This window comes from Pseudomonas sp. RA_35y_Pfl2_P32 (genome assembly GCF_963970735.1).
Taxonomy (GTDB): Bacteria; Pseudomonadota; Gammaproteobacteria; order Pseudomonadales; family Pseudomonadaceae; genus Aquipseudomonas.
On sequence record NZ_CAXAQF010000012.1, the window covers coordinates 64221 to 87911 of the forward strand.

The 23691-nt window shown below is 62.5% G+C and carries 21 protein-coding genes and 1 riboswitch; of the genes, 14 read left to right on the forward strand and 7 right to left on the reverse strand.

The features are described from left to right. Window positions 1-6: 6 nt before the first annotated feature. From AACY45_RS13760 to AACY45_RS13770, 3 genes are all read left to right on the forward strand, one after another. Window positions 7-1410, forward strand: a complete 1404-nt coding sequence (locus AACY45_RS13760; RefSeq protein ID WP_339545990.1) for a PIG-L deacetylase family protein — start codon at window positions 7-9, stop codon at window positions 1408-1410. 84 nt (window positions 1411-1494) lie between these two features. Beyond that, the gene (locus tag AACY45_RS13765; protein WP_339545991.1) at window positions 1495-2451 is read left to right on the forward strand and encodes a glycosyltransferase family protein; all 957 of its coding nucleotides are present in this window, start codon (window positions 1495-1497) and stop codon (window positions 2449-2451) included. A 109-nt stretch (window positions 2452-2560) separates the two neighbouring features. Continuing rightward, the gene (locus AACY45_RS13770; protein ID WP_339545992.1) at window positions 2561-3664 is read left to right on the forward strand and encodes a glycosyltransferase; all 1104 of its coding nucleotides are present in this window, start codon (window positions 2561-2563) and stop codon (window positions 3662-3664) included. Here AACY45_RS13770 and AACY45_RS13775 read toward each other — a convergent pair. Beyond that, the gene (locus AACY45_RS13775; protein WP_339545993.1) at window positions 3650-4255 is read right to left on the reverse strand and encodes a toluene tolerance protein; all 606 of its coding nucleotides are present in this window, start codon (window positions 4253-4255) and stop codon (window positions 3650-3652) included. The two genes, AACY45_RS13770 and AACY45_RS13775, sit on opposite strands and share 15 nt — an antisense overlap. Before the next feature lie 108 nt (window positions 4256-4363). Here AACY45_RS13775 and AACY45_RS13780 point away from each other — a divergent pair, with 108 nt between their 5' ends. From AACY45_RS13780 to hldE, 3 genes are all read left to right on the forward strand, one after another. Beyond that, the gene (locus AACY45_RS13780; protein ID WP_339545994.1) at window positions 4364-5536 is read left to right on the forward strand and encodes an O-antigen ligase family protein; all 1173 of its coding nucleotides are present in this window, start codon (window positions 4364-4366) and stop codon (window positions 5534-5536) included. A 15-nt stretch (window positions 5537-5551) separates the two neighbouring features. Continuing rightward, on the forward strand, window positions 5552-7360 hold the full coding sequence (msbA, locus tag AACY45_RS13785) for a lipid A export permease/ATP-binding protein MsbA (protein ID WP_339545996.1): 1809 nt from the start codon (window positions 5552-5554) through the stop codon (window positions 7358-7360). Window positions 7361-7534: 174 nt separating this feature from the next. Continuing rightward, window positions 7535-8959, forward strand: a complete 1425-nt coding sequence (gene hldE / locus AACY45_RS13790) for a bifunctional D-glycero-beta-D-manno-heptose-7-phosphate kinase/D-glycero-beta-D-manno-heptose 1-phosphate adenylyltransferase HldE (RefSeq protein ID WP_339545997.1) — start codon at window positions 7535-7537, stop codon at window positions 8957-8959. 44 nt (window positions 8960-9003) lie between these two features. On the opposite strand, the gene AACY45_RS13795 is transcribed toward hldE, so the two are convergent. The 4 genes from AACY45_RS13795 to AACY45_RS13810 form a co-directional block, all read right to left on the reverse strand. Beyond that, window positions 9004-9969: a metal ABC transporter ATPase gene (locus tag AACY45_RS13795; RefSeq protein ID WP_339545998.1), complete on the reverse strand. Its 966-nt coding sequence runs from the start codon at window positions 9967-9969 to the stop codon at window positions 9004-9006. Between the two features lie 43 nt (window positions 9970-10012). Further along, window positions 10013-10825, reverse strand: a complete 813-nt coding sequence (locus AACY45_RS13800; protein ID WP_339545999.1) for an aldo/keto reductase — start codon at window positions 10823-10825, stop codon at window positions 10013-10015. Then, window positions 10822-11997 (reverse strand): NAD(P)/FAD-dependent oxidoreductase, encoded by a 1176-nt coding sequence (locus tag AACY45_RS13805; protein WP_339546000.1) that lies wholly within the window; start codon window positions 11995-11997, stop codon window positions 10822-10824. Before AACY45_RS13805 ends, AACY45_RS13800 begins: the two co-directional genes overlap by 4 nt. Window positions 11998-12073: 76 nt before the next feature. Further along, window positions 12074-12406, reverse strand: a complete 333-nt coding sequence (locus AACY45_RS13810) for a DMT family transporter (protein ID WP_339546001.1) — start codon at window positions 12404-12406, stop codon at window positions 12074-12076. A gap of 103 nt (window positions 12407-12509) precedes the next feature. On the opposite strand from AACY45_RS13810, the gene AACY45_RS13815 reads away from it, so the two are divergent. Together AACY45_RS13815 and waaA are read left to right on the forward strand one after the other, a co-directional pair. Continuing rightward, window positions 12510-13400, forward strand: coding sequence for a LysR family transcriptional regulator (locus tag AACY45_RS13815; RefSeq protein ID WP_339546002.1), 891 nt, complete (start codon window positions 12510-12512; stop codon window positions 13398-13400). Between the two features lie 23 nt (window positions 13401-13423). Then, a complete protein-coding gene (gene waaA / locus AACY45_RS13820; RefSeq protein ID WP_339546003.1) occupies window positions 13424-14704 on the forward strand; it encodes a lipid IV(A) 3-deoxy-D-manno-octulosonic acid transferase in 1281 nt (426 codons plus the stop codon). Between the two features lie 101 nt (window positions 14705-14805). On the opposite strand, the gene AACY45_RS13825 is transcribed toward waaA, so the two are convergent. Continuing rightward, window positions 14806-16239 (reverse strand): TolC family outer membrane protein, encoded by a 1434-nt coding sequence (locus AACY45_RS13825; protein ID WP_339546004.1) that lies wholly within the window; start codon window positions 16237-16239, stop codon window positions 14806-14808. Window positions 16240-16435: 196 nt separating this feature from the next. Then, window positions 16436-16541: riboswitch (TPP riboswitch) on the forward strand. A gap of 148 nt (window positions 16542-16689) precedes the next feature. Here AACY45_RS13825 and thiC point away from each other — a divergent pair. Both thiC and cytX read left to right on the forward strand, forming a co-directional pair. Further along, window positions 16690-18579, forward strand: a complete 1890-nt coding sequence (thiC, locus tag AACY45_RS13830) for a phosphomethylpyrimidine synthase ThiC (RefSeq protein ID WP_339546005.1) — start codon at window positions 16690-16692, stop codon at window positions 18577-18579. A gap of 151 nt (window positions 18580-18730) precedes the next feature. Then, window positions 18731-20023 (forward strand): putative hydroxymethylpyrimidine transporter CytX, encoded by a 1293-nt coding sequence (gene cytX / locus AACY45_RS13835; protein WP_339546006.1) that lies wholly within the window; start codon window positions 18731-18733, stop codon window positions 20021-20023. Here the strand turns inward: cytX and AACY45_RS13840 are convergent. Beyond that, on the reverse strand, window positions 19992-20738 hold the full coding sequence (locus tag AACY45_RS13840; RefSeq protein ID WP_339546007.1) for an RsiV family protein: 747 nt from the start codon (window positions 20736-20738) through the stop codon (window positions 19992-19994). The two genes, cytX and AACY45_RS13840, sit on opposite strands and share 32 nt — an antisense overlap. Before the next feature lie 226 nt (window positions 20739-20964). Here AACY45_RS13840 and AACY45_RS13845 point away from each other — a divergent pair, with 226 nt between their 5' ends. From AACY45_RS13845 to AACY45_RS13860, 4 genes are all read left to right on the forward strand, one after another. Continuing rightward, entirely contained in the window at window positions 20965-21582 is a 618-nt protein-coding gene (locus tag AACY45_RS13845) for an NUDIX domain-containing protein (RefSeq protein WP_339546008.1), read from the forward strand. Further along, window positions 21573-22025: a DUF1249 domain-containing protein gene (locus AACY45_RS13850; RefSeq protein WP_159993402.1), complete on the forward strand. Its 453-nt coding sequence runs from the start codon at window positions 21573-21575 to the stop codon at window positions 22023-22025. The genes AACY45_RS13845 and AACY45_RS13850 overlap by 10 nt, the downstream gene beginning before the upstream one ends. Before the next feature lie 106 nt (window positions 22026-22131). Beyond that, window positions 22132-22947: a 3',5'-cyclic-AMP phosphodiesterase gene (cpdA, locus tag AACY45_RS13855; RefSeq protein ID WP_339546009.1), complete on the forward strand. Its 816-nt coding sequence runs from the start codon at window positions 22132-22134 to the stop codon at window positions 22945-22947. Between the two features lie 134 nt (window positions 22948-23081). Continuing rightward, window positions 23082-23690 carry a YqiA/YcfP family alpha/beta fold hydrolase gene (locus tag AACY45_RS13860; RefSeq protein ID WP_339546010.1) on the forward strand — a complete coding sequence of 203 codons (609 nt, stop codon included), beginning with the start codon at window positions 23082-23084 and terminating at the stop codon, window positions 23688-23690. Window position 23691 lies beyond the last annotated feature (1 nt).

Consider the following 23691-nt stretch of genomic DNA (forward strand, 5'->3'; position numbering starts at 1 on the left):
CAGCCCATGAGTCGCAAGCAGCAACTGCTCAAGCGTCATCGACGCAACAAACGCATCGGCCTGTTGATTACCCTGGTGCTGTTGATCGGGGTCGGCGTGCTGCTGGCCTGGTGGGTGCCGCTGGTGCTGGCGGTGCTGGCCTGGGTCGCTCACGAGGCTTGGTTCGCCGACCATCTGTTCTATTCGCCCAAAGACGATTACCACTACAGCTTCCCGCCGTACACGCCACAGCCCAAGGTTCGGCTGGACGGGGATCGGCTGCTGCTGGATGAGGGGGTGATCCTGGCGGACGACACCACCCTGGTGCTGGCCGTGCAGGTCAAGAGCACCTGGCTGGGGCGCTTTTTCGACCCCGTGGTCGAGTTGGCGGGCGGTGATCAGCCGGATCGGCAAGCGTTCGAGCGCGGGGTCAGCGGCCTGCGTTACCTCAACCTCAGTGGCCAGGCGCAAGTGCTGTCTGCCGGTCAATTGCGCCTGCGTGGGCATTTCTGCCGACTCGCCGGGGAGCCGCTGCTGTGGTCGATCGAACAGCCGGACTACCGCCAGCAGCGGGTCATGGTGATTGCGCCCCATGCCGATGATGCCGAGCTCGCCGCATTCGGCCTCTACAGTCAGGCGGCCGAGACCTGGATCGTCACGTTGACGGCCGGTGAAATCGAGGCCGAGCACTATCAGGCAATGGGCCTGGACAAGGTCGAGGCGTCACGGCTCAAGGGCCGTCTGCGTGCCTGGGACAGTATTGCGGTGCCTCGTTGGGCGGGTGTGCCTGAGGCGCACTGCGTGCAGTTGGGGTATTTCTGCCTGCAACTGCCTGCCATGCAGGCGGCGCCGCAGCAGCCGGTGGCCTCCCGCGAGGCCGGGCTGAGCGATATCCGCACCTTCCGCCGGCTCAACCCGTTTGCCTTGCCGGGCGACCTGGACGGCCAGCCGACCTGGAACAATCTACTGGCCGATCTGCGCGAAGTCCTGCTCAAGGCGCGCCCTGAGGTGATCGTTCTGCCCCACCGTTCGCTCGATCCCCACCCTGATCACATCTGTGCCCAGCAAGCGGTGCTAGAGGCGTTGCAGGGGCTTGAGTGGCAGCCCCAGGTACTGCTTGGCTACGCTAATCACCTGCATGACAACGATCGCTGGCCCATGGGTGATTCCGGTGCCGGGATTGCCTTGCCGCCGGTGTTCGATGGGACGCAGGTGCTGCAGCCGTACTGCCTGAGCCTGTCGCTCGAGCAGCAGCGGGACAAGGCCATGGCCTTGGGCATGATGCATGACCTGCAGCCCCGTGCGCCGTTCAAGCGACGCTTGCGCCGTGGCTTGCAGCGCTGGCTGGCGGGGCGCCGTGCTTCGCCTTATGGCGAGAACGAGTTTTTCCGCAAGGCAGTGCGTCGCCACGAGCTGTTCTGGCGTTTGTAATTATGTGTTGCGTGACATATTTCGACTGAGATCGTGGGTTAATCTCTGCACTTTTTTGGGCTGGCGGGCACTGCAAGGAAAACGATGAAGGTTCTATTTCTGGTGCAGAAAGAACAGCGGGCGATTCTCGACCGCTTGTATGAGGGCGTGGCCGATCATTGCGAATGCGACCTGCGGTGGCTGAGCAGTGACGAGCAGCGCAACCTGCGCCGCTACTTTCGTCGTGAAGTGGATGTGACGCGCTATGACCGCATCGTATTTTTCCTGCGGTTCAAGCAGGAGATTCGCCAGGCGAGTTTTATCCGCACTATCCCCAATCTGGTGATCCTCGAACACGACGCTTACCAGAACTACATTCCTTGCAAGTACACTGGCAAGTTCAGTGCGCACTACCGCCGCCTGCCGTGGGCGCGGGTTATCAGTTCCGGCTTTGTGGTCGCCGAGCGTTTGCGCCAGGAAGGTTTCGACGCGGTGTTCGTGCCCAAGGGCTATGACCAGAGCCTGTTGCAGGACCAGGGCCGGGAGCGCGACATCGAGCTGGCCTTCGTCGGCAGTACCAACAGCGTTGCCTACAGTGGGCGCAAGGCGTTGCTCGATGAACTGGCCAGTGTCGAACCGCTGGTGGTGACCCGCACCAAGTCCGGCGACGAGTATCGCGATACGCTCAACCGAATCCGCTTTTTCGTCAGTGCCGATGTCGGCATGGGCGAGTTCATGATCAAGAATTTCGAAGCCATGGCCTGTGGCTGCGTGCTCCTGGCCTTCGATCAGGGCGAGGCCGAAAGCCGCGCGCTGGGTCTGCAGGACATGCACAACATCGTGTTTTATCGTGACATTGCACAGTTGCAGGAAAAGCTTGCGCTGCTGCGCGCCGACCCTGGGCTGGCTGCCAGCATTGCCCGCAATGGCCGGGATCTGGCCGTCAGCCAGTTCAGTTTTGCGCGGGTCGGCCAGCGTATCGTCGAAGAACTCGAGCCTGCGCTAAGACCCCGCGCGCCCTTGAGCCTGGTCGAACGTTTGCGCCTGAAACTGGGTATTTGACCGGGTGTCCCAAGCGTTTGAGAGTATTTGAAACTATAACTGGCAATGATCCGGCGCTGTTGGGCTCCAACAGTGCCTCAAGCCGATGTGGAAAAGGGTGCCCCGCTCGATGAGTATCCTCAATGTCATGTGGTCCGGTGGCTCTGCCTTTGCCTCTGTCCACAAGGTTCATCGGCAGATTTTGGCCCAGGTGGACCCGGCCATCGCAGTCAATACCTGGCTGCTATGCGGCGAAAAGCAAGGCTGTGTCGCCGATATCGGGCAGACCCGGGAATGGCATTTGTCCTCCAGTCGGCTCAAGGGCAAGCATGTCTGGAAGCTGCTGCAGTGGCGGATGCGTGCGCAGTTCTACCGCGCCCTGAAGGGGACGGATACACAAGTGGTGTTGCTCGATGGGTTGGGTACGGCCCGTGCCCTGTTGCCGGTCCTGGAAAAATTGCCGTCCCTGCGTGCAGTGGTGCTGTTCCACGGGCAGACCCGGATCAGGGCCGCCGATCGTGAGCTGCTGGCCAGGTTCGATACTTCGCGGCTGACCCTGGCGGCGGTTTCCCAAACCCTGGCCGACTCACTGGCGAGCGCTTTGCGCTTGCCGGTCGTCACGCTGCGCAGTGCGCTGGACCCCACTGAGTTTCGCGCCCGCCTGCTGTCTCGCGAACAGGCCCGAACTCGCCTGCACTTGCCTGTCGATGACACGCCAGTGGTGGGCGCGGTGGGGCGTCTGGTCGGTGACAAGGGCTTTGCCTGCCTGATCGAGGCGTTTGCCACGGCGCTGATCGAGCGTCCGCGCCTGCATCTGGTCATTGTCGGTGAAGGCCATGCACGCGCTGCCCTGCAGGAGCAGATCAACCAGCTTGGCTTGCAGGGTAATGTCTCGCTGCCAGGGCACCTGGATGACGTGGCAACCTTGTATCGAGCGTTCGACTGGGTGGCGATCCCGTCGTTGGAAGAAGGCCTGGGCCTGATTCTGCAGGAGGCGGTGCTGGCCGGTGTGCCGGTGTTGAGCAGTGAGCTGGCGGTGTTCCGCGAGCAGTTGGCAGAGGCGGGTTGGTACGCGGCGACAGAGGATGCCCAAGCCTGGAGCGAGGCGCTGATCAAGACGTTCAGCGTCGCTCCCGAGCAGATTGCCCAGGCGCAATCGGCGGTATTGTCCCCGGACCGCGGGTGGCTGGAGTTCAGCCAGGCGGCCCGGACCCTGTTGTCATGCCGACAGTAGGGATTGCTCGAGAGTGTGCATTGGAAAGCTCTCGTTCAGCTTCTCGCGCTCAATGTAGCGCGCAAAGTGTTGCAGGTTGCGCTTGACTAGATGAGGTGGCAGCGGCCCGCGGGTGAAGCGCATGTCGGCGACATCAATCAAACCATACTCATTGTCGGGCGTGACCACGATGTTGCCCAGGTGCAGTGAGCGGAAGTAGACCCCGGCGCTGTGCAGTTGGCGAATGAACAAGGTCAATGCCGGTAAGGCCTGTTGCCAGTCGAAACCGGCCTTGCCCGCAATCTGGCGCAAGGTTTCGCCAGGCAGGGGGCGGTAGAGGACAGCCGTCATGCCAGGCGTTTCCAATTGATGGAATTTCAACGTCTGCAGGGTCGGGATACCGAGTTTTTCGAGCTGGGCGGCGTTCTCGATAAAACGTTTCGAGTACGGGCGAAACAGGGCCGACGAGAGCAGCCGCTTGCGTCGAAACAGTTTGAGAATGTTGCCATCCGGCAAAAGGAATACTTTCGGGCCGAAGCTGTCGGCTTCTAGTACTCTGGCGCCTTCAACCATTTGATTTAAAGCGGCGTGTGGAAGCCGGAAGCATTGCATGTAGGAAGCCTTGTAGAAAAATGGGGCGTATGTGCGATCAATGATGCCGAAAAGTTATTGTTTTCACCATGCCGTGTTGGCAGTCGGATTTTTAGCGGGAGCGGGTAGATGCAGGAAACGCGCTGGGCGCAGGTTTGGATGGCGACAGGTCTTCTATGGTTTTTGCTCGCGATCGCGTTTGCTCCGACCAACAAGATTTATCAGCAAGGGTTGGTCGCGTTTCTCTGGTTGCCGACCCTGTTTCTGGCGTGGTCGGCGCGGGCTCGACTGGCTGAACTGTGGCAGGCACAGCGGGTGTTGTGCCTGGCGGTCCTGGCGCTGGGAGCCTGGGCGTTGCTCACCTTGCTCTGGACCCATGACCCCGAACCCTCACGCGGGGCCAAGCGCGCGCTGTACGTCATCGTCTTCCTGCTGTTTTTCCCGGTACTTGCCAATGCCCGCCCCGAGCGGGTGATTCGCGTCATGCAGTGGGGCGGCCTGGGGCTGGCCTTGACGGCGGTGCTGGCGGCCGGAAAGTTCTACCTGATCGAGGATAATCTCTGGACCGCGCGCCTGGTCGGCCTGGGGCAGTTGGCCCATCCAATCCTGGGCGGGTATGTGCTGGGGCTGGCAGCCGTCTGGCTGGCGCACTGGATTCCGCAGGAGCGCTGGAAGCAGGCGATCTGGGTGGTGGCGCTGGCGTTGCTGTGCGGGTTTGTCGTGCTGTCCCAGAGTCGGGGCGCGGCGCTGGCCCTGTTGCTGACATTCGTCAGCATGCCGATCTGGAGCCGCGACCGCCACAGCCGTCTGATCGCCGTCGGCGCACTGACGGCGGCGATGTTTGCGTTCTGGCTGCTGGAGCCCTTGGTCATGGCCCGCGGCGCCTCATTCCGCCCACAAATCCTGATGGCCAGCCTGGATATGATTGCCCAGCACCCGTGGCGTGGCCTGGGCCTGGGCTCGGCTTACTCGGTGTTTGCGGCAGGCCAGGAATTCGATCACGCCCACAACCTGTTCACCCATATCGCCATCGAGTTGGGGCTGCCCGGCCTGCTGCTCTGGTGCGTGGTGTGGTTTGCCGTGCTGCGCGAGGCGTGGCGGGCACGTGATACGGTATATGGCCGTGGCATCATCGGGATCTGGATGTTCTCGTTCCTGGCCATGCAGTTCGACGCGGCGAGCATCAGTGGGAGCCCACGTGCCGAGTGGTTCATCAGTTGGTTGCCGGTGGGCCTGGCCAGCGTTTTGGTATGGACACAGGCCAAATACCAAGCCTGTGATAAAATTCCGCGTTCTACCTAAGAAGTGAGCTCTACGATGAGTGCAGCACCGCCCAATGCGGAACAGGATTCAAGCCTGAAAATCTATTTTCGACTGCTGGGGTATGTAAAACCCTACGTAGGCATTTTCCTGTTGAGTATCCTGGGCTTTGTGATATTTGCCTCCACTCAACCGATGCTGGCCGGGATTCTCAAGTACTTCGTCGATGGCCTGAGCAACCCCGAAGCCGTGCTCTTCCCCAATGTCCCCTTCCTCCAGGACCTGCAGTTGCTGGTGGCCGTGCCCCTGCTGATCATCCTGATCGCGGCGTGGCAGGGACTGGGCTCGTTCCTGAGTAACTATTACCTGGCCAAGGTTTCTCTGGGGCTGGTGCATGACCTGCGGGTGGAGCTGTTCAACAAGCTGTTGGTGTTGCCTAACCGCTATTTTGATACCCATAACTCCGGGCATCTGATTTCCCGCATCACCTTCAACGTGACCATGGTCACCGGGGCGGCGACCGACGCCATCAAGGTGGTGATTCGTGAAGGCCTGACAGTGATCTTCCTGTTTGCCTACCTGTTGTGGATGAACTGGAAGCTGACCCTGGTGATGCTGGCGATCCTGCCGATCATTTCCTTCATGGTCGGCAACACCAGCAAGAAATTCCGCAAGCAGAGCAAAAAAATCCAGGTGGCCATGGGTGACGTGACCCATGTCGCTTCCGAAACCATTCAAGGCTATCGCGTGGTCCGCAGCTTCGGTGGCGAAAGCTACGAAGAACAGCGTTTTGCCCGCGCCAGCCAGAGCAATACCGACAAGCAACTGCGCATGACCCGCACCAGTGCCATCTACACCCCGGCACTGCAACTGGTGATCTATACCGCCATGGCTTCGCTGATGTTCCTGGTGTTGTTCCTGCGCGGTGATGCCACCGCCGGTGACCTGGTGGCCTACATCACGGCTGCCGGTTTGTTGCCCAAGCCGATCCGCCAGCTGTCGGAAGTCAGCTCGACCATTCAGAAGGGGGTCGCCGGTGCTGAAAGCATCTTCGAGCAATTGGACGTCGAGCCGGAAGTCGACAGCGGCACGGTCGAGCGCGAACGTATCAGTGGTCGCCTGGATGTACACAACCTGAGCTTCACTTACCCGGGTACCGACCGTGAGGTGTTGAAGAACATCAGCTTCAGTGCAGCCCCCGGGCAGATGATCGCGCTGGTGGGGCGTTCGGGCAGCGGCAAGTCGACATTGGCCAGCCTGATTCCGCGCTTCTACCACCATGAAAGCGGCAAGATCCTGCTTGATGAAGTCGAGATCGAAGATTATCGCCTGCGTAACCTGCGCAAGCATGTCGCCCAGGTGACCCAGCATGTGACCCTGTTCAACGATACGGTCGCCAACAACATCGCCTACGGCGACCTGGCCGGCGCGCCGCGCGAGGAGATCGAGCGGGCCGCTGAAGACGCCTATGCCATGGACTTCATTTCCCAGTTGCCGCAGGGCCTGGACACTGAGGTCGGGGAAAATGGCGTGCTGCTGTCTGGCGGCCAGCGCCAGCGCCTGGCCATTGCCCGTGCGCTGTTGAAGAATGCGCCATTGCTGATCCTCGATGAGGCGACTTCCGCCCTGGATACCGAGTCCGAGCGCCATATTCAGGCGGCCCTGGATAAAGTCATGAAGGGCCGCACCACCCTGGTGATTGCCCACCGGTTGTCGACTATCGAGAAAGCCGACCTGATCCTGGTCATGGACCACGGCGAGATCGTCGAGCGCGGTACCCACACCCAGTTGCTGGCTCAGGGTGGGTACTATTCCCGCCTGCACGCCATGGGCCTGGATGAGCCTGCCCCGGCCGGCATTGCCTGATCACGACAGCGGGGTGAGCCTGGCTCACCCCGCGATCGTCCCTCTAGCTGTCTGAATTGTTTAAAAAATAAACAAATTAACAGTCTGCATCACAGCCGATGAAGCTCTCGAACTAGCCAGCGTTCACCCTGTGCTAATATCGCGCCCCTGTTCATTTTGTATGTGGGTTGCACCATGAAGTTGTCCATGCCGCGATTCGATCAAGCCCCTGTCTTGGTGGTCGGCGATGTCATGCTCGACCGTTACTGGCATGGTGGTACCTCACGGATTTCTCCTGAGGCACCGGTGCCGGTGGTCAAGGTCGAGCAAATCGAAGACCGCCCGGGCGGTGCCGCAAACGTTGCCTTGAACATTGCTGCGCTCGGCGCGCCAGCGTCCCTGGTCGGTGTGACCGGTGACGACGAGGCTGCCGACAGCCTGACCAACAGCCTCAAGGGCGCTGGCGTGCGGGCGTTGTTCCAGCGCATCGCCCACCAGCCCACCATTGTCAAACTACGGGTGATGAGTCGTCACCAGCAACTGCTGCGTATCGATTTTGAAGAACCCTTCGCCACCGACGCCCTGGCGCTCGGTGCCGAGGTCGAGAATTTGCTGGAAGGCATCAAGGTGCTGGTGCTGTCTGACTACGGCAAGGGCGCCCTGAAGAACCACCAGGTGCTGATCCAGGCGGCCCGTGCCCGTGGCATTCCGGTGCTGGCCGACCCCAAGGGCAAGGATTTCTCGATTTATCGCGGCGCCAGCCTGATCACCCCTAACCTCAGCGAGTTCGAAACCATCGTCGGTGGTTGCGTCGATGAGCACGACCTGGTGAGCAAGGGTGCCAAGCTGATGCACGACCTGGATCTCGGCGCGTTGCTGGTGACCCGTGGCGAGCACGGCATGACCTTGTTGCGTCCCGATCATCCGGCGCTGCACTTGCCGGCGCGGGCCCGTGAAGTGTTCGACGTGACGGGTGCCGGCGATACGGTGATTTCGACCCTGGCGGCGGCGATTGCGGCTGGCGAAGAACTGCCCCACGCGGTGGCCCTGGCCAACCTGGCGGCGGGCATCGTGGTCGGCAAGCTGGGCACGGCGGCCATCAGCGCTCCGGAATTGCGTCGGGCGATTCAGCGTGAAGAAGGCTCCGAGCGCGGCGTACTGGGGCTCGAGCAACTGCTGCTGGCGGTCGACGATGCCCGTGCGCACAACGAGTCGATCGTCTTCACCAACGGTTGCTTCGATATCCTCCACGCCGGCCATGTGACCTACCTGGAGCAGGCGCGGGCCCAGGGTGATCGTTTGATCGTCGCGGTCAACGACGACGCCTCGGTAAGCCGCTTGAAAGGCCCTGGCCGCCCGATCAACAGCGTTGATCGACGGATGGCCGTACTGGCCGGCCTGGGCGCCGTGGACTGGGTAATCAGCTTCCCTGAAGGCACCCCGGAAAACCTGCTGACCCAAGTCAAGCCGGATGTGCTGGTCAAGGGGGGCGACTACGGGATCGACCAGGTGGTCGGCGCCGATATCGTCAGCGCCTATGGCGGCACGGTGAAGGTGTTGGGGCTGGTGGAAAACAGCTCGACCACGGCCATCGTCGAGAAGATCCGCAAGACCGAGTAAGAGTGAGCGGGTGGGGGAGCCGGCTCCCTCACCACCGCTCGCGTTTACCGGGTCGCCTTGCGCGGTACGATTTTTTTCAGCAATTGCCTGGCCTTGCCGGTCAGGCGACTCAAGCCTGACGGCTTGCCTGGCAAGCTCAGCCCCTGTTGCTCGAGCCAGTCCTTCCATTTGATTCGCTCATCGCGTACCAGCCAGCCTTCCTGCCGGGCAAAACTCTCGGCCAGGTACAGGCCGCGCGTGCTCGCCGGGTACAACTGATCCTTTTTCAGGGTGTAGAGCTCGGGCAGCGGCTGACCGTCCTTGAGGGGCATCAGGTACAGGTCCGGGCGCTTGCGATCCAGGCGGGCGACCAGTTGATCGCCTTCCAGGCGTTCGTCGACATGGAACAGGCTCAGGGACTTGGCTTCCTTGGGTACGTCCAGGCGCAAATCGTAAATCAGTTGCAGCGACGCCGTGGGCAGGTGCACGTAGGCCTGTGGGCGCTCGATCAATGGCAGGTTGGCGCAGCGCACCGGGCGTGCCGCGCCCGACTCCGGGGTCAGGCGAAACGGCATGGCTTCGCGGTAATGCAGCGCGCTGGCGTAGGGCGCTGGCAGCCAAGTGTCATTGAACCGTCCACCGAGCCAGCCTTCCGGGGTTTCCAGCAGGCACTCTTCGGCGATTTCCTGAATCGCCGTGTGCAGCGGCAGGTTCAGCTCGTGGGCCGGTACGTAGCCGGAAATCAGCTTGAGCACCACATCGCCACGGTCCTGGCGGCGTTGGCGCACCAACACCCAATAGTCGCGATTCTGCCAGTGCAGGGTCAGGCGCACTGACACGCCGAGGTTGGCCAGCTCCAGGGCAAAGTGTTCGGCATTGGCCACCGTCACCGGGCGTCGGCGCTGCAGGGTCTGGGTGAAGTTGAGCGGCATCCCGACGCTCTGGTAGCTCAGGCCTTCGGGAGTCGCTTCGACGTACAACGGCAGGGTCTTGAAGTTGCTGGGGTTCTTTCTGATGAGCGTTCGCGGCATGTCGGCTCCTTCTTGCGTCGGGGTCGGCCGCCTCGGTGGCGGTTCAACGACTGGCTAGGACTTGAGCAACGGTCGCCACATTGTGGGCGAGGTGCAGCGGATTGATGGTCCCGACAATAGCACTGGCGACCCCGGGTTGGGCAAACAACAACTCGAAGCTGGCACGCACCGGGTCCACCCCCGGGCTCAGGCATACGTGACCGCTGGCCAGGGCCTTTTTCACCAGGATCGCTTTGCCGTGGGCAGCAGCGTAGTCGATCACCGGCCGCTCGGCCTGTTCGTTGAGATTGTAGGTGATCATGGCGCAATCACCCTGTTCCAGAGCCTTCAGGCCGCCTTCGACGGTTTTTCCAGAGAAGCCAAAGCCGCGAATCTTGCCTTCGGCCTTGAGCGCGGCGAGGGTCTGATAGACCTCGCTGTCGTTGAGGATCGCCAGGTCGTTGCCGTCCGAGTGCACCAGCACCAGGTCAATAAAATCCGTTTCCAGACGTTGCAGGCTGCGCTCGATCGAGAAACGGGTGTGGGCGGCGCTGAAGTCATGGCGGGACTGGCCGTCGGCGAACTCTTCACCGACCTTGCTGACAATCACCCAGTCCTGGCGCTGGCCACGCAGCAACGGGCCGAGGCGCTCTTCGCTGCGGCCATAGGCAGGGGCGGTGTCGATCAGGTTGATACCCAGGTCGCGGGTCAGCTTGAGCAGCATGCGCGCTTCGTCGTCGTCCGGAATCTGGAAACCGTTGGGGTACTTCACCCCTTGATCGCGACCGAGCTTCACGGTGCCCAGGCCCAGTGGCGATACCCGCAGGCCGGTGCTGCCCAGCGGGCGGTGCAAGTCGTGCAGAGTGGCCTGGCTCATGGCAGCAGTTGCTCCCAGGCCGGTACCGCGATGGGGGGTTTCGGCAGGGCTGGTAAGGGGCCCGGGTGGCACGGCTGGATGCCGTCGCGCTGCAGGGCGGCGATCACTCGGTCAGCAAAGTCCGGGGCCAATGCCAGCTTGGTCGGCCAGCCCACCAGCAGGCGGTCCTGCTCGGCGAGGAAGGCATTGTCGGGACGGCTCAAGCCCGACTGCTGCGGCTCGGCACGCTCGACGCGCAAGGTTGCCCACTGCGCCTGGCTGAGGTCGATCCACGGCAGCAACTGCCCGAGTTCCTTTTGCGCGGCGGCGATTTGTGCGGCGGGTTCGCGCGCCACGCCTTCGGCTTCAGCGATATCGCCACCCAGGTACCAGACCCATTGGCCATCGGCCGCTGGATGGGTGGTGACGGTAATCCGCGGTTTCGGCCCGCCGCCCAGGCAATGGGCGTACAGCGGCTTGAGGCTCGGGCCCTTGACCAGAATCATGTGCAGCGGCCGGCGTTGCATGGCGGGCTCGCTCAGGCCCAGGGCGGCGAGCAGCTCGGCGTTGCCGGCGCCGGCGCTGAGAACGATGCGCTGTGCGCGGATTTCCCGCTCGTCGACCCGCAGGCCGACCAGTTGGCCGTCCTCCAGCAGCGGCTCGATCTGCTGTGCGGCCAGCAAGCCATCACCGGCCAGTTCCGCCAGGCGGCTGATCAGGCTCGGCACATCGACCACCAGCTCGGCCAGGCGATAGACCTTGCCCTTGAAGCGTTTGTCTTGCAGGGCCGGCGGCAGTTGCTCGCCCTTGACCTGGTCGACCCGCCCGCGCACGGCCTTGCTGGCGAAGAAGCTGGTGAGGTTGCCGGCCAGGGTGCCGGGGGACCACAGGTAGTGGGCTTCGGAGAGCAAGCGTACGCCGGACAGGTCCAGCTCGCCGTCACCGGCCAGGGACTCGCGCCAGCGGCGCGGCATGTCGGCGATGGCTTCCGAGGCGCCTGTCAAGGCACCATGCAGCGCGTACTTGGCGCCGCCATGGATGATCCCCTGGGATTTGACACTCTGCCCACCACCCAGGCTGGCGCTCTCCACCAGCACGGTGGAAAAACCCTGGCGGCGCAGGCGTGCATTCAGCCAGAGCCCGGCAACCCCAGCGCCGACAATCAGTACGTCGGTGGAAATAACGGATGGCATGCGGCGACCTCAGTGTTCAAGACGAGGGGCGCAGTATACAGATTCGTGCCGAGCGCTATGTAGCCGCTGCCGTGGCTCAGTGCCCGGCAGTTTTCGAGAACAGCTGGATCACCACCACCCCCAGCACGATCAGCGCCATGCCCAGCATGGCCGGAACATCGAGCTTCTGCCCGTAGATGAACAACGCGGCGACGCTGACCATCACGATGCCCATGCCGGCCCACACTGCATACGCCACGCCTACGGGAACGCTGCGCACCACCAGGGTCAACATCCAGAAGGCGATGCCGTAGCCGACGATCACCAGCATCAGGGGCAGGGGCGTGCTGAAGCCTTTGACCGCTTTCATCGAAACAGTGGCAATCACTTCGGCACAGATGGCGATGGCCAGGTAGTAGTAAGCGGTCATGGGTCAATCCTCGTATGAAGTGCTGCTTTCTGAGGTCGGCATTCTAGTGTTTCCTTAGATGCGGTAAAGTCATTACCTATCTGATTTGAAGATGGGTTGTGGCATGAGCATTCAGTGGAACCTGGAACAGATGCAGTTGTTTGTCAGCGTCGCCGAGCAGCGCTCGTTTTCTGCCGTGGCCCGCGACCGGCGCAAGGCGCAGTCGGCGGTCAGCAGTTCGATTGCACTGCTGGAGGCGGACCTGGGCGTGAGCCTGTTCGAGCGTAGCAGCGGCCGCCAGCCACGGTTGACCGAAGCCGGCAGTGCCTTGCTGGAAGAGGCGCGGGAAGTGTTGCGCCAGTGCGAGCGCCTCAACGGCCGGGCGCAGGCCTTGATGCGTGGCCAGGAGGCACGCCTGCGCCTGGCCCAGGACGAGGCGATGCCCTATCAGCCGGTGCTCGACAGCCTGGAAGCGCTGGCCGAGCAGTTCCCTAGTCTGGAAGTGCAACTGGCCAGCGCCGCCCAGGGCGATGTGGCGCGCAAACTGGTGCAGCGCCAAGCCGACCTGGGCCTGCTGTTTTATCACGAGCAGATCCCCGAAGCGCTGGAGCGCCGGGTGCTGGGCAGTGTCGAGATGGTCACCGTGTGTGGCGTGGGGCACCCGCTGGCGGCGGGCGGCCAGGTCAATTGCCAGCAAATGGCCCAGCACCGGCAACTGTTGATGGCCACTCATTCCAGTGTCTATCCCGGCAGTGAACAGGCCAGTCCGCAGGTCTGGCGCGCCGACAGTTTCTACGTGCTGGCGGAGTGGCTGATGCGTGGCCTGGGTTGGGGCTGGCTGCCTCGACACGTGGTGCAGTACCCCGCTTACCAGGGGCAGATGGTCGAGTTGGTCAGCGAGTGGACCCCGCCGGCACTGGTGGTGGAGCTGGTCTGGCGCCGGGATGAGACGCTGGGGCCGGCGGCGCGTTGGCTGGCCGAGCGTTTTGCCGTGCAGTTGCAGGCGATTGGCTGAAAAAGCCGATAAACTCCGCCCCCATGAACAGAACCCTCTATACCGCATTGTTTTACTTGGGGCTGCCATGGGTGGCGATTCGGCTGTGGCTGCGCTCGCGCAAGGCGCCGGCCTATGCCAAGCGTATCGGTGAGCGCTTCTCCATCGGTCTGCCGCCGATGGAGCCCGGTGGGATCTGGGTGCACGCCGTGTCAGTGGGCGAAAGCATTGCCGCGGCGCCGATGATTCGTGCGCTGCTGGAACGTTATCCACAGCTGCCGATTACCGTCACCTGCATGACGCCGACCGGCTCGGAGCGAATCCAGGCGTTGTTCGCCAATCAACCGCGGATCCAGCACTGCTACCTGCCGTACGACTTGCCCTGTGCCGCCGCGCGTTTTCTCGATCGGGTCCAGCCCAAACTGGCGGTGATCATGGAAACCGAGTTGTGGCCCAACCATATCCACCAATGCGCCAAGCGCGGGATTCCCGTGGCGCTGGCCAATGCCCGGCTCTCCGAACGCTCGGCCAAGGGCTACGGGCGTTTTCGCAAACTGACGCAGCCGATGCTCGCCGAGATGAGCCTGTTTGCGGTGCAAACCGAAGCCGAAGCCGAGCGCTTCCGGGCACTGGGGGCGCGGGCGGAAACGGTCGAAGTGACCGGCTCGATCAAGTTCGACCTGAGCATCGACCCGACCTTGCTGCAACGCGCCAGCGATTTGCGTGAGCAATGGCAGGCGACCCAGCGGCCGGTGTGGATCGCCGCGAGCACCCATGAAGGTGAAGACGAGGTGGTGTTGGCGGCTCATCGGCAGTTGCTCGCCAGCCATCCGGACGCGCTGCTGATTCTGGTGCCGCGTCATCCGGAACGCTTCAATTCGGTGTTCGAGTTGTGTCAGCAGCAGGGTTTCAACACGGTCCGTCGCTCCAGCGGCGCGGCGGTCGACGCCAATACCTCGGTGCTGCTCGGCGACACCATGGGTGAGCTGTTGTTTCTCTATGCCCTGGCGGACAGTGCGTTTGTCGGTGGCAGCCTGGTGCCGAACGGCGGGCATAACCTGCTGGAGCCGGCGGCATTGGCCAAGCCGGTACTCAGTGGTCCGCACCTGTTCAACTTCCTTGAGATCGCAGCGTTGATGCGCAATGCCAAGGCCTTGCAGGAAGTGGAGGACGCCCACGGGCTGGCGGTGGCGGTGCAGCGCCTGTTCGAGTTGCCCCGCGATGCGCAGCAAATGGCCGAGGCCGGGCTGACCGTGATGCGCGCCAACCAGGGCGCACTGCAGCGCCTGCTGGATGGGTTGGGGCGGTTGATCGATAGGTCCTGAAGACACCGAGCCCCTTGTGGGAGCGGGCTCAGTCACATTGATGTCGGATGTGCCGCCGCGATCGCGAGCAAGCTCGCTCCTACAAGGGTTTGCGTGCTAGCTCAAGGTCGGGCTTTCAACTGCTCCGCAGCAGCCTTGGCCAGGTCCGGGGGCAGGAAGTCCTTGTCCGGGTTGTAGTCGGCCTTGAGGTAGCGCTTGAGGTCTTGCAGGTCACCCGGGCTCAGGGTGCCGGCCGCCTGTTTCAGGCTCAGGTTGTCGAGGATGTAGTCGTAGCGGCTGTTGTTGTAGTTACGCACCGAGGTGTACAGCTGGCGCTGGGCGTCGAGCACGTCGACGATGTTGCGTGTGCCCACCTGATAACCGATTTCCGTGGCTTCCACTGCGCTCTGGTTGGAGATGATCGACTGGCGGCGTGCTTGTACCTGCTCCACATCGCTGTTCACCGCGCGGTGCAGGTTGCGGGTGTTTTCCACCACTTGGCGGCGCAGCGATTCACGTTGTTGCTCGCTCTGGTTCAGGCGTGCATACGACTCGCGGACCTGGGAGTTGATCAGGCCGCCACTGTAGATCGGAATGTTCAGTTGCAGGCCGACGGTGGTCTGGGTGACGTCGCCACTGTAGGGCTGGCCAAACGCACTCGGGTTGCTGAAGCCGAAGGCGTCATTGTCACCCTTCTTGTACTGCGCCACGGCATCGAGGGTCGGGGCGTGCCCGGCCTTGCGTTGCTTGAGGGTTTCCTCGGCCGCGCTGACTGCATAGTTGCTGGCCAGCAGGTTGAGGTTCTGCTGGGCGGCGGTGTCGACCCAGGCCTTGGCATCGTTGGGCGCCGGCGGCAGGATCGGCAAGGTGTGGACGATGCCCTGGATCGAGTTGTACTGCCGGTTGGTCAGGGTGATCAGGGCCTCGAACGCGTCATCCACCTGTTGCTGGGCCAGGATCCGGTTGGCGCGGGCAGTGTCATAACTGGCTTGCGACTGCAGTACGTCGGTCTTGTCCGAGAGACCCACGTCGAAGCGCTCGTTGGACTGGTCCAGTTGGCGCTTGAAGGCGGCTTCTTCGGCTTTGGTCGAGGCCAGGTTGTCCTGGCTGCGCAGCACGTTGAAGTAGGTCTGGGCGGTCTGCAGGATCAGGTTCTGCTCGGTGGCCGAGAGCTGCAGTGCGGCTTGTTCGTTGACGTCCTTGGCGGCCTGGAACTGGAACCAGCGGTCGGCGCGGAACAGTGGCTGAGCCAGGGTTGCCTGGTAGAAATGCGCATTGCGGTTGGCGATGGCCGCCGGGGTATCGATGTCGGTACGCACATTGGCGATTTCCGCACCGCCGGAGAGGTTTGGCAGCAGGCCGGCGCGGGACTGGGGCACGACTTCTTTTTGTGCGCCATATTGGGCGCGGGCCGCCGCGAGGTCGGCGTTGTTGTCGACGGCCTCCTGATAGACGCTGACCAGATCGGTCTTGGTCGACAGGGGCGTGCCTGCTGCCCAGGCCATTCCATTGGACGCACAAGACACGGCGAGAGCCAGTGAGAGTTTGCGCAGCATGAGGCGATCCCTAGAAGTGAAAAATGTGACAAGAAATAGAGCGTCAAGCTACGGCGCGGGCCCGTCAGCGTCAAGGCGCGGCATGGCGTAGCGAGTGTAGTTGGGGTGATCTGGGGCAACAATCCTGCAATTGCGCCATTCATCACGCTGTTTAATCCGGGGTTGGCGTTCTTGGGTGGTTATGTCTAGACTGGCCGGGTTCTTGTCGGGGTGCCTTGCTGTGAGGCTGAGATCGAATAATTTCGGATCCCGTTGAACCTGATCAGGTTAGCGCCTGCGTAGGGAACAAGATTTCTCGTCACCCGGCGAGTCCTCTTGTGCTTCGTCCGGGATATTGTTCGACAATCGAACGCTTCGCGAGATGATGCACAGCACCCATTCTGGTGCCTCCGTGCCTTTCAGGTTCTGCTCCGACAATCCACTGCCTGGATGCTGTCTGGAGAGCCCGTGATGACCACAAAACTAAAAAATGCGACCCACCTGAGTGAATCGGCCAAGGTCGATCAACAATCGGTGCAACCCTTTACCCGCTCGCAAAAGATTTATGTCCAGGGCTCTCGCCCGGACATCCTGGTGCCGATGCGCGAAATCAGCCTGGACGTTACCCCGACCGACTTCGGCGGTGAAATCAACGCGCCTGTCGTGGTCTACGACACCTCTGGCCCCTACACCGACCCGAACGTCATCATCGACGTGCGCAAAGGCCTCGCCGACGTACGCTCGCCGTGGATCGAAGCCCGTGGTGACACCGAGCGCCTGCCAGGCCTGAGTTCCAACTTCGGCCAGGAACGCCTGGCCGACGCCGAACTGACCAAGCTGCGGTTCGCCCACGTCAACAACCCGCGCCGCGCCAAGGCCGGGGCCAACGTCAGCCAGATGCACTACGCGCGCCAAGGCATCATTACCGCCGAGATGGAATACGTCGCCATCCGCGAAAACATGAAGCTGGAAGTGGCCCGCGCCGCCGGCCTGCTGGACCAGCAACACGCCGGCCACAGCTTCGGCGCCAGCGTGCCGAAAATCATCACCCCGGAATTCGTGCGCGAGGAAATCGCCCGCGGCCGCGCAATCATCCCGGCCAACATCAACCACACCGAACTGGAACCGATGATCATCGGCCGTAACTTCCTGGTGAAGATCAACGGCAACATCGGCAACAGCGCCCTGGGATCGTCCATCGAAGAAGAGGTGGCGAAGCTGACCTGGGGCATTCGCTGGGGGTCGGACACGGTCATGGACCTGTCCACCGGCAAGCACATTCACGAAACCCGTGAGTGGATCATTCGCAACTCGCCAGTGCCCATCGGCACCGTGCCGATCTACCAGGCCCTGGAAAAAGTCGGCGGCGCCGCCGAAGACCTGACCTGGGAGCTGTTCCGCGACACGCTGATCGAACAGGCCGAGCAGGGCGTCGACTACTTCACCATCCACGCCGGCGTGTTGCTGCGCTATGTGCCGCTGACCGCCAAGCGCGTGACCGGTATCGTTTCCCGTGGCGGCTCGATCATGGCCAAGTGGTGCCTGGCGCATCACAAGGAAAACTTCCTCTACACCCATTTCGAAGACATCTGCGAAATCATGAAGGCCTACGACGTCAGCTTCTCGCTGGGCGATGGCCTGCGTCCGGGCTCGATTGCCGACGCCAACGACGCCGCCCAGTTCGGTGAACTGGAAACCCTCGGTGAGCTGACCAAGATTGCCTGGAAACACGACGTGCAGTGCATGATCGAAGGCCCGGGCCACGTGCCGATGCAGTTGATCAAGGAGAACATGGACAAGCAGCTGGAGTGCTGCGACGAGGCGCCGTTCTACACCCTCGGCCCGCTGACCACCGACATCGCCCCGGGTTACGACCACATCACCTCGGGCATCGGTGCGGCAATGATCGGCTGGTTCGGTTGCGCCATGCTCTGCTACGTCACGCCCAAGGAACACCTGGGCCTGCCGAACAAGGATGACGTGAAGACCGGGATCATCACCTACAAGATCGCTGCCCACGCCGCCGACCTTGCGAAAGGCCATCCGGGCGCGCAGATCCGCGACAACGCCTTGAGCAAGGCGCGGTTCGAGTTCCGCTGGGAAGACCAGTTCAACCTCGGCCTGGACCCGGACACCGCCCGTTCGTATCACGATGAAACCCTGCCGAAGGACTCGGCCAAGGTCGCGCACTTCTGCTCCATGTGCGGACCGAAATTCTGCTCGATGAAAATCACCCAGGAAGTCCGCGAGTATGCGGCGAACCAACGGATCGACGCGGTGGACGTGGACGTCGCCCAAGGTTTGGCCGAACAGGCCGAGCGCTTCAAGCAGGAAGGCAGCCAGCTGTACAAGAAGGTTTGATTTGACCTGAAAGGGTGGGGCCTGCACAGGCCCCATCGCCAGCAGGCTGGCTCCCACATTGGATCTGTGGCGTTCACAAGTCCCCTGTGGGAGCCAGCCTGCTGGCGATAGCGGTCAACACAACAACAAATGTTCCTCTGAGATACCCCCCTTGAGCATTCAACCCAGCACTTATTCACCCGATAGCGCGGTGCCGACGGACAAGCGTGTCTTCGGCGGGCGTGATCTGTTTTCCCTGTGGTTTTCTCTCGGCATCGGCCTGATGGTCTTGCAGACCGGCGCCTTGCTTGCTCCGGGCCTGGGCCTGTCGGGTTCGTTGCTGGCGATTTTCCTCGGCACCCTGGTTGGGGTGCTGCTGCTGGCGGCCGTTGGCGTGATCGGCAGCGACACCGGCCTGTCGTCAATGGCCGCGCTCAAATTGAGCCTGGGCAGCAAGGGCGCGAGCCTGCCGGCGCTGCTCAACTTGCTGCAACTGATCGGTTGGGGCTCGTTCGAAATCATCGTCATGCGCGACGCCGCCAGCCTGCTGGGCGCCCGCGGGTTCAGCGAGGGCAGCGTGATGGCCAACCCGTTGATGTGGACCCTGTTCTTCGGTGCCCTGGCGACCCTGCTGGCGGTGAGCGGGCCCCTGACGTTCGTGCGGCAGATCCTGCGCAAGTGGGGCATCTGGCTGTTGCTGGCAGCCTGCATCTGGTTGACCTGGAACCTGTTGGCCAAGGCTGACCTGGCCGCGTTGTGGGCCCAGGCCGGTGATGGGTCGATGCCGTTTGCCGTGGGGTTCGACATTGCTATCGCCATGCCGCTGTCCTGGCTGCCGCTGATTGCGGATTACTCGCGGTTCGGCAGGCGCGCGCAAAATGTCTTCGGCGGCACGGCACTGGGCTTTTTCATCGGTAACTTCTGGCTGATGAGCCTGGGTGTGGCCTATACCCTGGCGTTTGCCCCCAGTGGTGACGTCAATGCCTTGCTGTTGGCGCTGGCCGGTGCCGGGCTGGGGATTCCGCTGCTGTTGATCCTGCTCGACGAGTCGGAAAACGCCTTTGCCGACATTCACTCGGCGGCGGTATCCAGCGCGACCCTGTCACGGCTCAAGGTCGAGCACCTGGCCCTGGCCATCGGTGTGATCTGCACCCTGATCGCGCTGCTGGCGCCACTGGCCCAGTACCAGAACTTCCTGCTGCTGATCGGCTCGGTGTTCGCGCCCTTGTTCGGCGTGGTGTTGGTGGATCATTTCATCCTGCGCAAGCGCAGTGCCCAGGCAGCCTCAGCCGCGTTGCGCGGCTCGGCCCTGTGCGCCTGGTTGGGCGGAGTGGTCACCTATCATTTGCTGGCCAATCTTTATCCCGAGGTGGGCGCAACCCTGCCGGCGCTGATCCTGGCAGGGCTGTTGCAACTGGTGCTGGGCCGGATCGTTACTTTCGGGCGGGAAACAGCTCAGGCTTGAGGATGCCACCCAGGCGCGAATAGGGAATCTTCAACTCGACGTGGCCCAGGGCGTAAGGCGCAATGGTGTTCACGTCGTACTTGAGCATCACCCCGGCGGTGGTCAGGGCAACGTTGGGGGTTTGCTTGAACGGCCAGGCCTTGAGGAATCCCGCTTCCTGATCCAGGCGGGTGCTGATCAGCCAGCTGTTGTGCGCCACCTGGGCGGCTTTCCAGAACGCTTGTTCCTCGCCCGGCTTGAGCATGTCGCCCAGGGTCAGCACCTTGTGCTCCTGGCGCGAGTAGTTGATGAAGCCGCGTCCCGGCTTGCCAGTGGCGGTGCCATTGTCCAGATAGCTGGACAGCTCGATGATCACCAGTCCGTCATGCTGCTCGCGTACCTTGGCCTGCAAGTAGCTGCTGTTGCGCGGGGCGGCATCGCGCAGGAACTGCTCGCGATAGGCCGCCAGCGAGGCGGGCAGCGGTCCATCGGCGGTGCTGCGGGTCATTTGCAGCAGGCGTCGTTCGATGATGCCATCGAGTTGCGGCTCGCCGGGGAAACGCACGGTGTCGATGTTGACCAGCGGGCATTCGGCACCGGTGCAGCCGGGCTTGACGGTCTCGGCGGTGTCGCGCAGGGTTTCCAGCGGTGCCTTGTAGCTAGGCTCAAACAGGCTTTGGCAGGCGCCCAGGGTCAGGGCGATACAGGCCACGGAGGCGATTTTCAAAAGTGACATGGGCGTCCTTCATGGATCAAGGGTAGGCAAAAAGTTACCGGCTTCGACTGCCAGCGGGGCGGTCAGTTCGCCACTAAGCTCAATAGTGTCAATTAGAGTAGGTTTGCCCCCTTGCCGTCTATCCCGGCAACTGCAAAGGGGCTGCATCAAAGGTGGCGAGCGCGTTAGGATGGCGCGAAGTCGAGGTTGGAACCTCGTAGCGGATTTGCAGTAGACGAGGATTGTGATGACTGACTTTGCCAATGCCACCCCGACTGTCGTCGACGTTGTGCGCACCGAGAACTGCCACAAGGGCTTCTACCAGCTCGACCGGGTGCACCTGCGCCATGAGCTGTTTGCCGGCGGCATGAGCCGGGAAATCAATCGCGAACTGTTCGTGCGCCATGATGCGGTCTGCGTCCTGCCTTACGATCCGCAGCACGACCGGGTGGTGTTGATCGAGCAATTTCGCGTGGGGGCATTGAGCAAGACCGACAACCCGTGGTTGATCGAGCTGGTCGCCGGTCTGATCGACAAGGACGAACAACCGGAAGAAGTTGCTCACCGTGAAGCGCAGGAGGAAGCTGGGCTTGAGTTCACGGGGTTGTGGCCGATGCTCAAGTATTTCCCGTCGCCAGGCGCTAGCACCGAATACGTGCACCTGTACCTGGGACGGTGTGACAGCACGGGGGCTGGCGGCCTGCACGGGTTGCTGGAGGAAGCAGAAGATATTCGCGTCACGGTCTGGGACTTTGAAGATGCCCTGCAGGCCGTGCGTGATGGGCGGATTTCCAACGCGGCGAGCATTATTGCCTTGCAATGGCTGGCTTTGAACCGCGTTGAAGTGAGGGGGCTATGGTCGTAAACAAACAGCGCGACCGCTATCGGGTCGACCTGGTGGGGCTGCAAAGCGCCTGCGAGGCCAACTATGCCCGCTTGCTGCGGCTGCTGCCGGACATGCGCAATACGCCGGCAGCGCGGCGCATCGCCATGACCCAGGGTGACCAGATGCTCGGGGTGTTGACCCTCGAGGTCCTGCTGACCTGTCCCTACACCACGACCCTGCGCGTGCGCCAGGAGCACAGCCTGCCCTGGCTGCCGGTGCCGCAACTGGAAGTGCAGGTCTACCACGATGCGCGCATGGCCGAAGTGGTCAGCGCCGAACATGCGCGGCGCTTTCGCGGCATCTATCCTTACCCCAATGCCTTCATGCACCAACCCGACGAAAAGTCCCAGCTCAACGTCTTCCTCGGCGAATGGCTGAGCCATTGCCTGGCGTGCGGGCACGAATACGAAGTGGTGCGTTAAGCGGCAGATGTGAACTGTGTCCGGTTCACGGCTTTCCTCTTTTACCCATGCCCCAGCATAATTGCGCCACCTATCCACCTGCGTGATCGCGCCTTGGGAGAACGCCTTGCCGAGCGTATCCACTCTGACCGCCAACGACCCCGTCCTGCTGGTGCAGCTTTCCGACAGCCATCTGTTCGCCGAGGCAGACCGCACGCTGCTGGGCATGAACACCCGCGACAGCCTGACGGCGGTGATCGAGCTGGTGCGGGCGCAACAGCCCCGGGTGGACCTGGTGATCGCCACGGGCGACCTGTCCCAGGACGGCACCTTGGCCTCTTATCAACTGTTTCGCCGCTTGAGCGAGCAGATCGACGCGCCTGCCCGCTGGATTGCGGGCAACCATGACGAGCCGCAGGTCATGGCCCAGGCCGCGGTGCAGAGTTCGCTGCTGGAGCCGTTAGTGGACATCGGCAACTGGCGGATCACCTTGCTCGATTCGGCCGTGCCGGGCTCGGTGCCGGGCTACCTGCAGGACGATCAGCTGCAATTGCTCGCCCGCGCCCTGAGCGAAGCGCCCGAACGCCACCACCTGGTGTGTTTCCATCATCACCCGGTGCCCATTGGCTGTCCGTGGATGGAGCCGATCGGCTTGCGTAACCCGGAAGCGCTGTTTGCCGTGCTCGACCGCTTCCCCCAGGTGCGGGCCGTGTTGTGGGGGCATGTGCATCAGGAAATCGATCAACAGCGCAACGGCGTGCGGTTGCTGGCGTCGCCTTCGACCTGTATCCAGTTCGAGCCGGGCAGCGAAGATTTCCGGGTCGATACCCTGGCGCCGGGCTATCGCTGGCTGCGGCTGTTGCCCGATGGACGGCTGGAGACCGGGGTGGAGCGGGTCATTGGGTTCGATTTTACGGTCGATTACGGCTCTGACGGTTACTGAGCAGGAGCGCCGCATCACGGCAGTCGCGAGCAGGTTCACTCCCACAGGGGAGTAAATGTGAGATCAAGCCTGCTCGCGATATGCCCGACTCCCTGTAAACTGCGCTTTCTTTTGCCGACCGCCAGGGAGCTCAAATGTCCGGTTCGATCCTCTACATCCATGGCTTCAACAGCGCGCCTTCGTCGAAAAAGGCCTGCCAGCTGATCGGGGTGATGGAGCGTCTGGGGCTGGCTGACCAATTGCGCGTTCCGGCCCTGCATCATCACCCACGCGAAGCCATCGGTCAGTTACAGCAGGCGATTGCCGAGCTGGGGCGGCCACTGCTGGTCGGCAGCTCACTCGGCGGCTACTATGCCACTCACTTGGCCGAGCTCCATGGTCTTAAAGCCCTGCTGATCAACCCTGCCGTCAGTCCGCACCGGATGTTCGACGGCTACCTGGGGACGCAGCAAAACCTGTATACCGAACAAACCTGGGAATTGACCCACGACCACATCACGGCCCTGGCCGAGCTGGAAGTGCCGGCGCCCCGGGACCCGCAGCGCTACCAGGTGTGGCTGCAGACCGGCGACGAAACGCTGGACTACCGCCTCGCCCAACAGTATTACCGAGCCTGTGCGTTGCGTATCCAGGCCGGCGGCGACCATAGCTTCCAGGGATTTGCCGGGCAGTTGCCGGCCCTGTTGAGCTTTGCCGGCATTGGCGCCGATGTGTACCAGGCGATCGATTTCACAGCACTGTGAA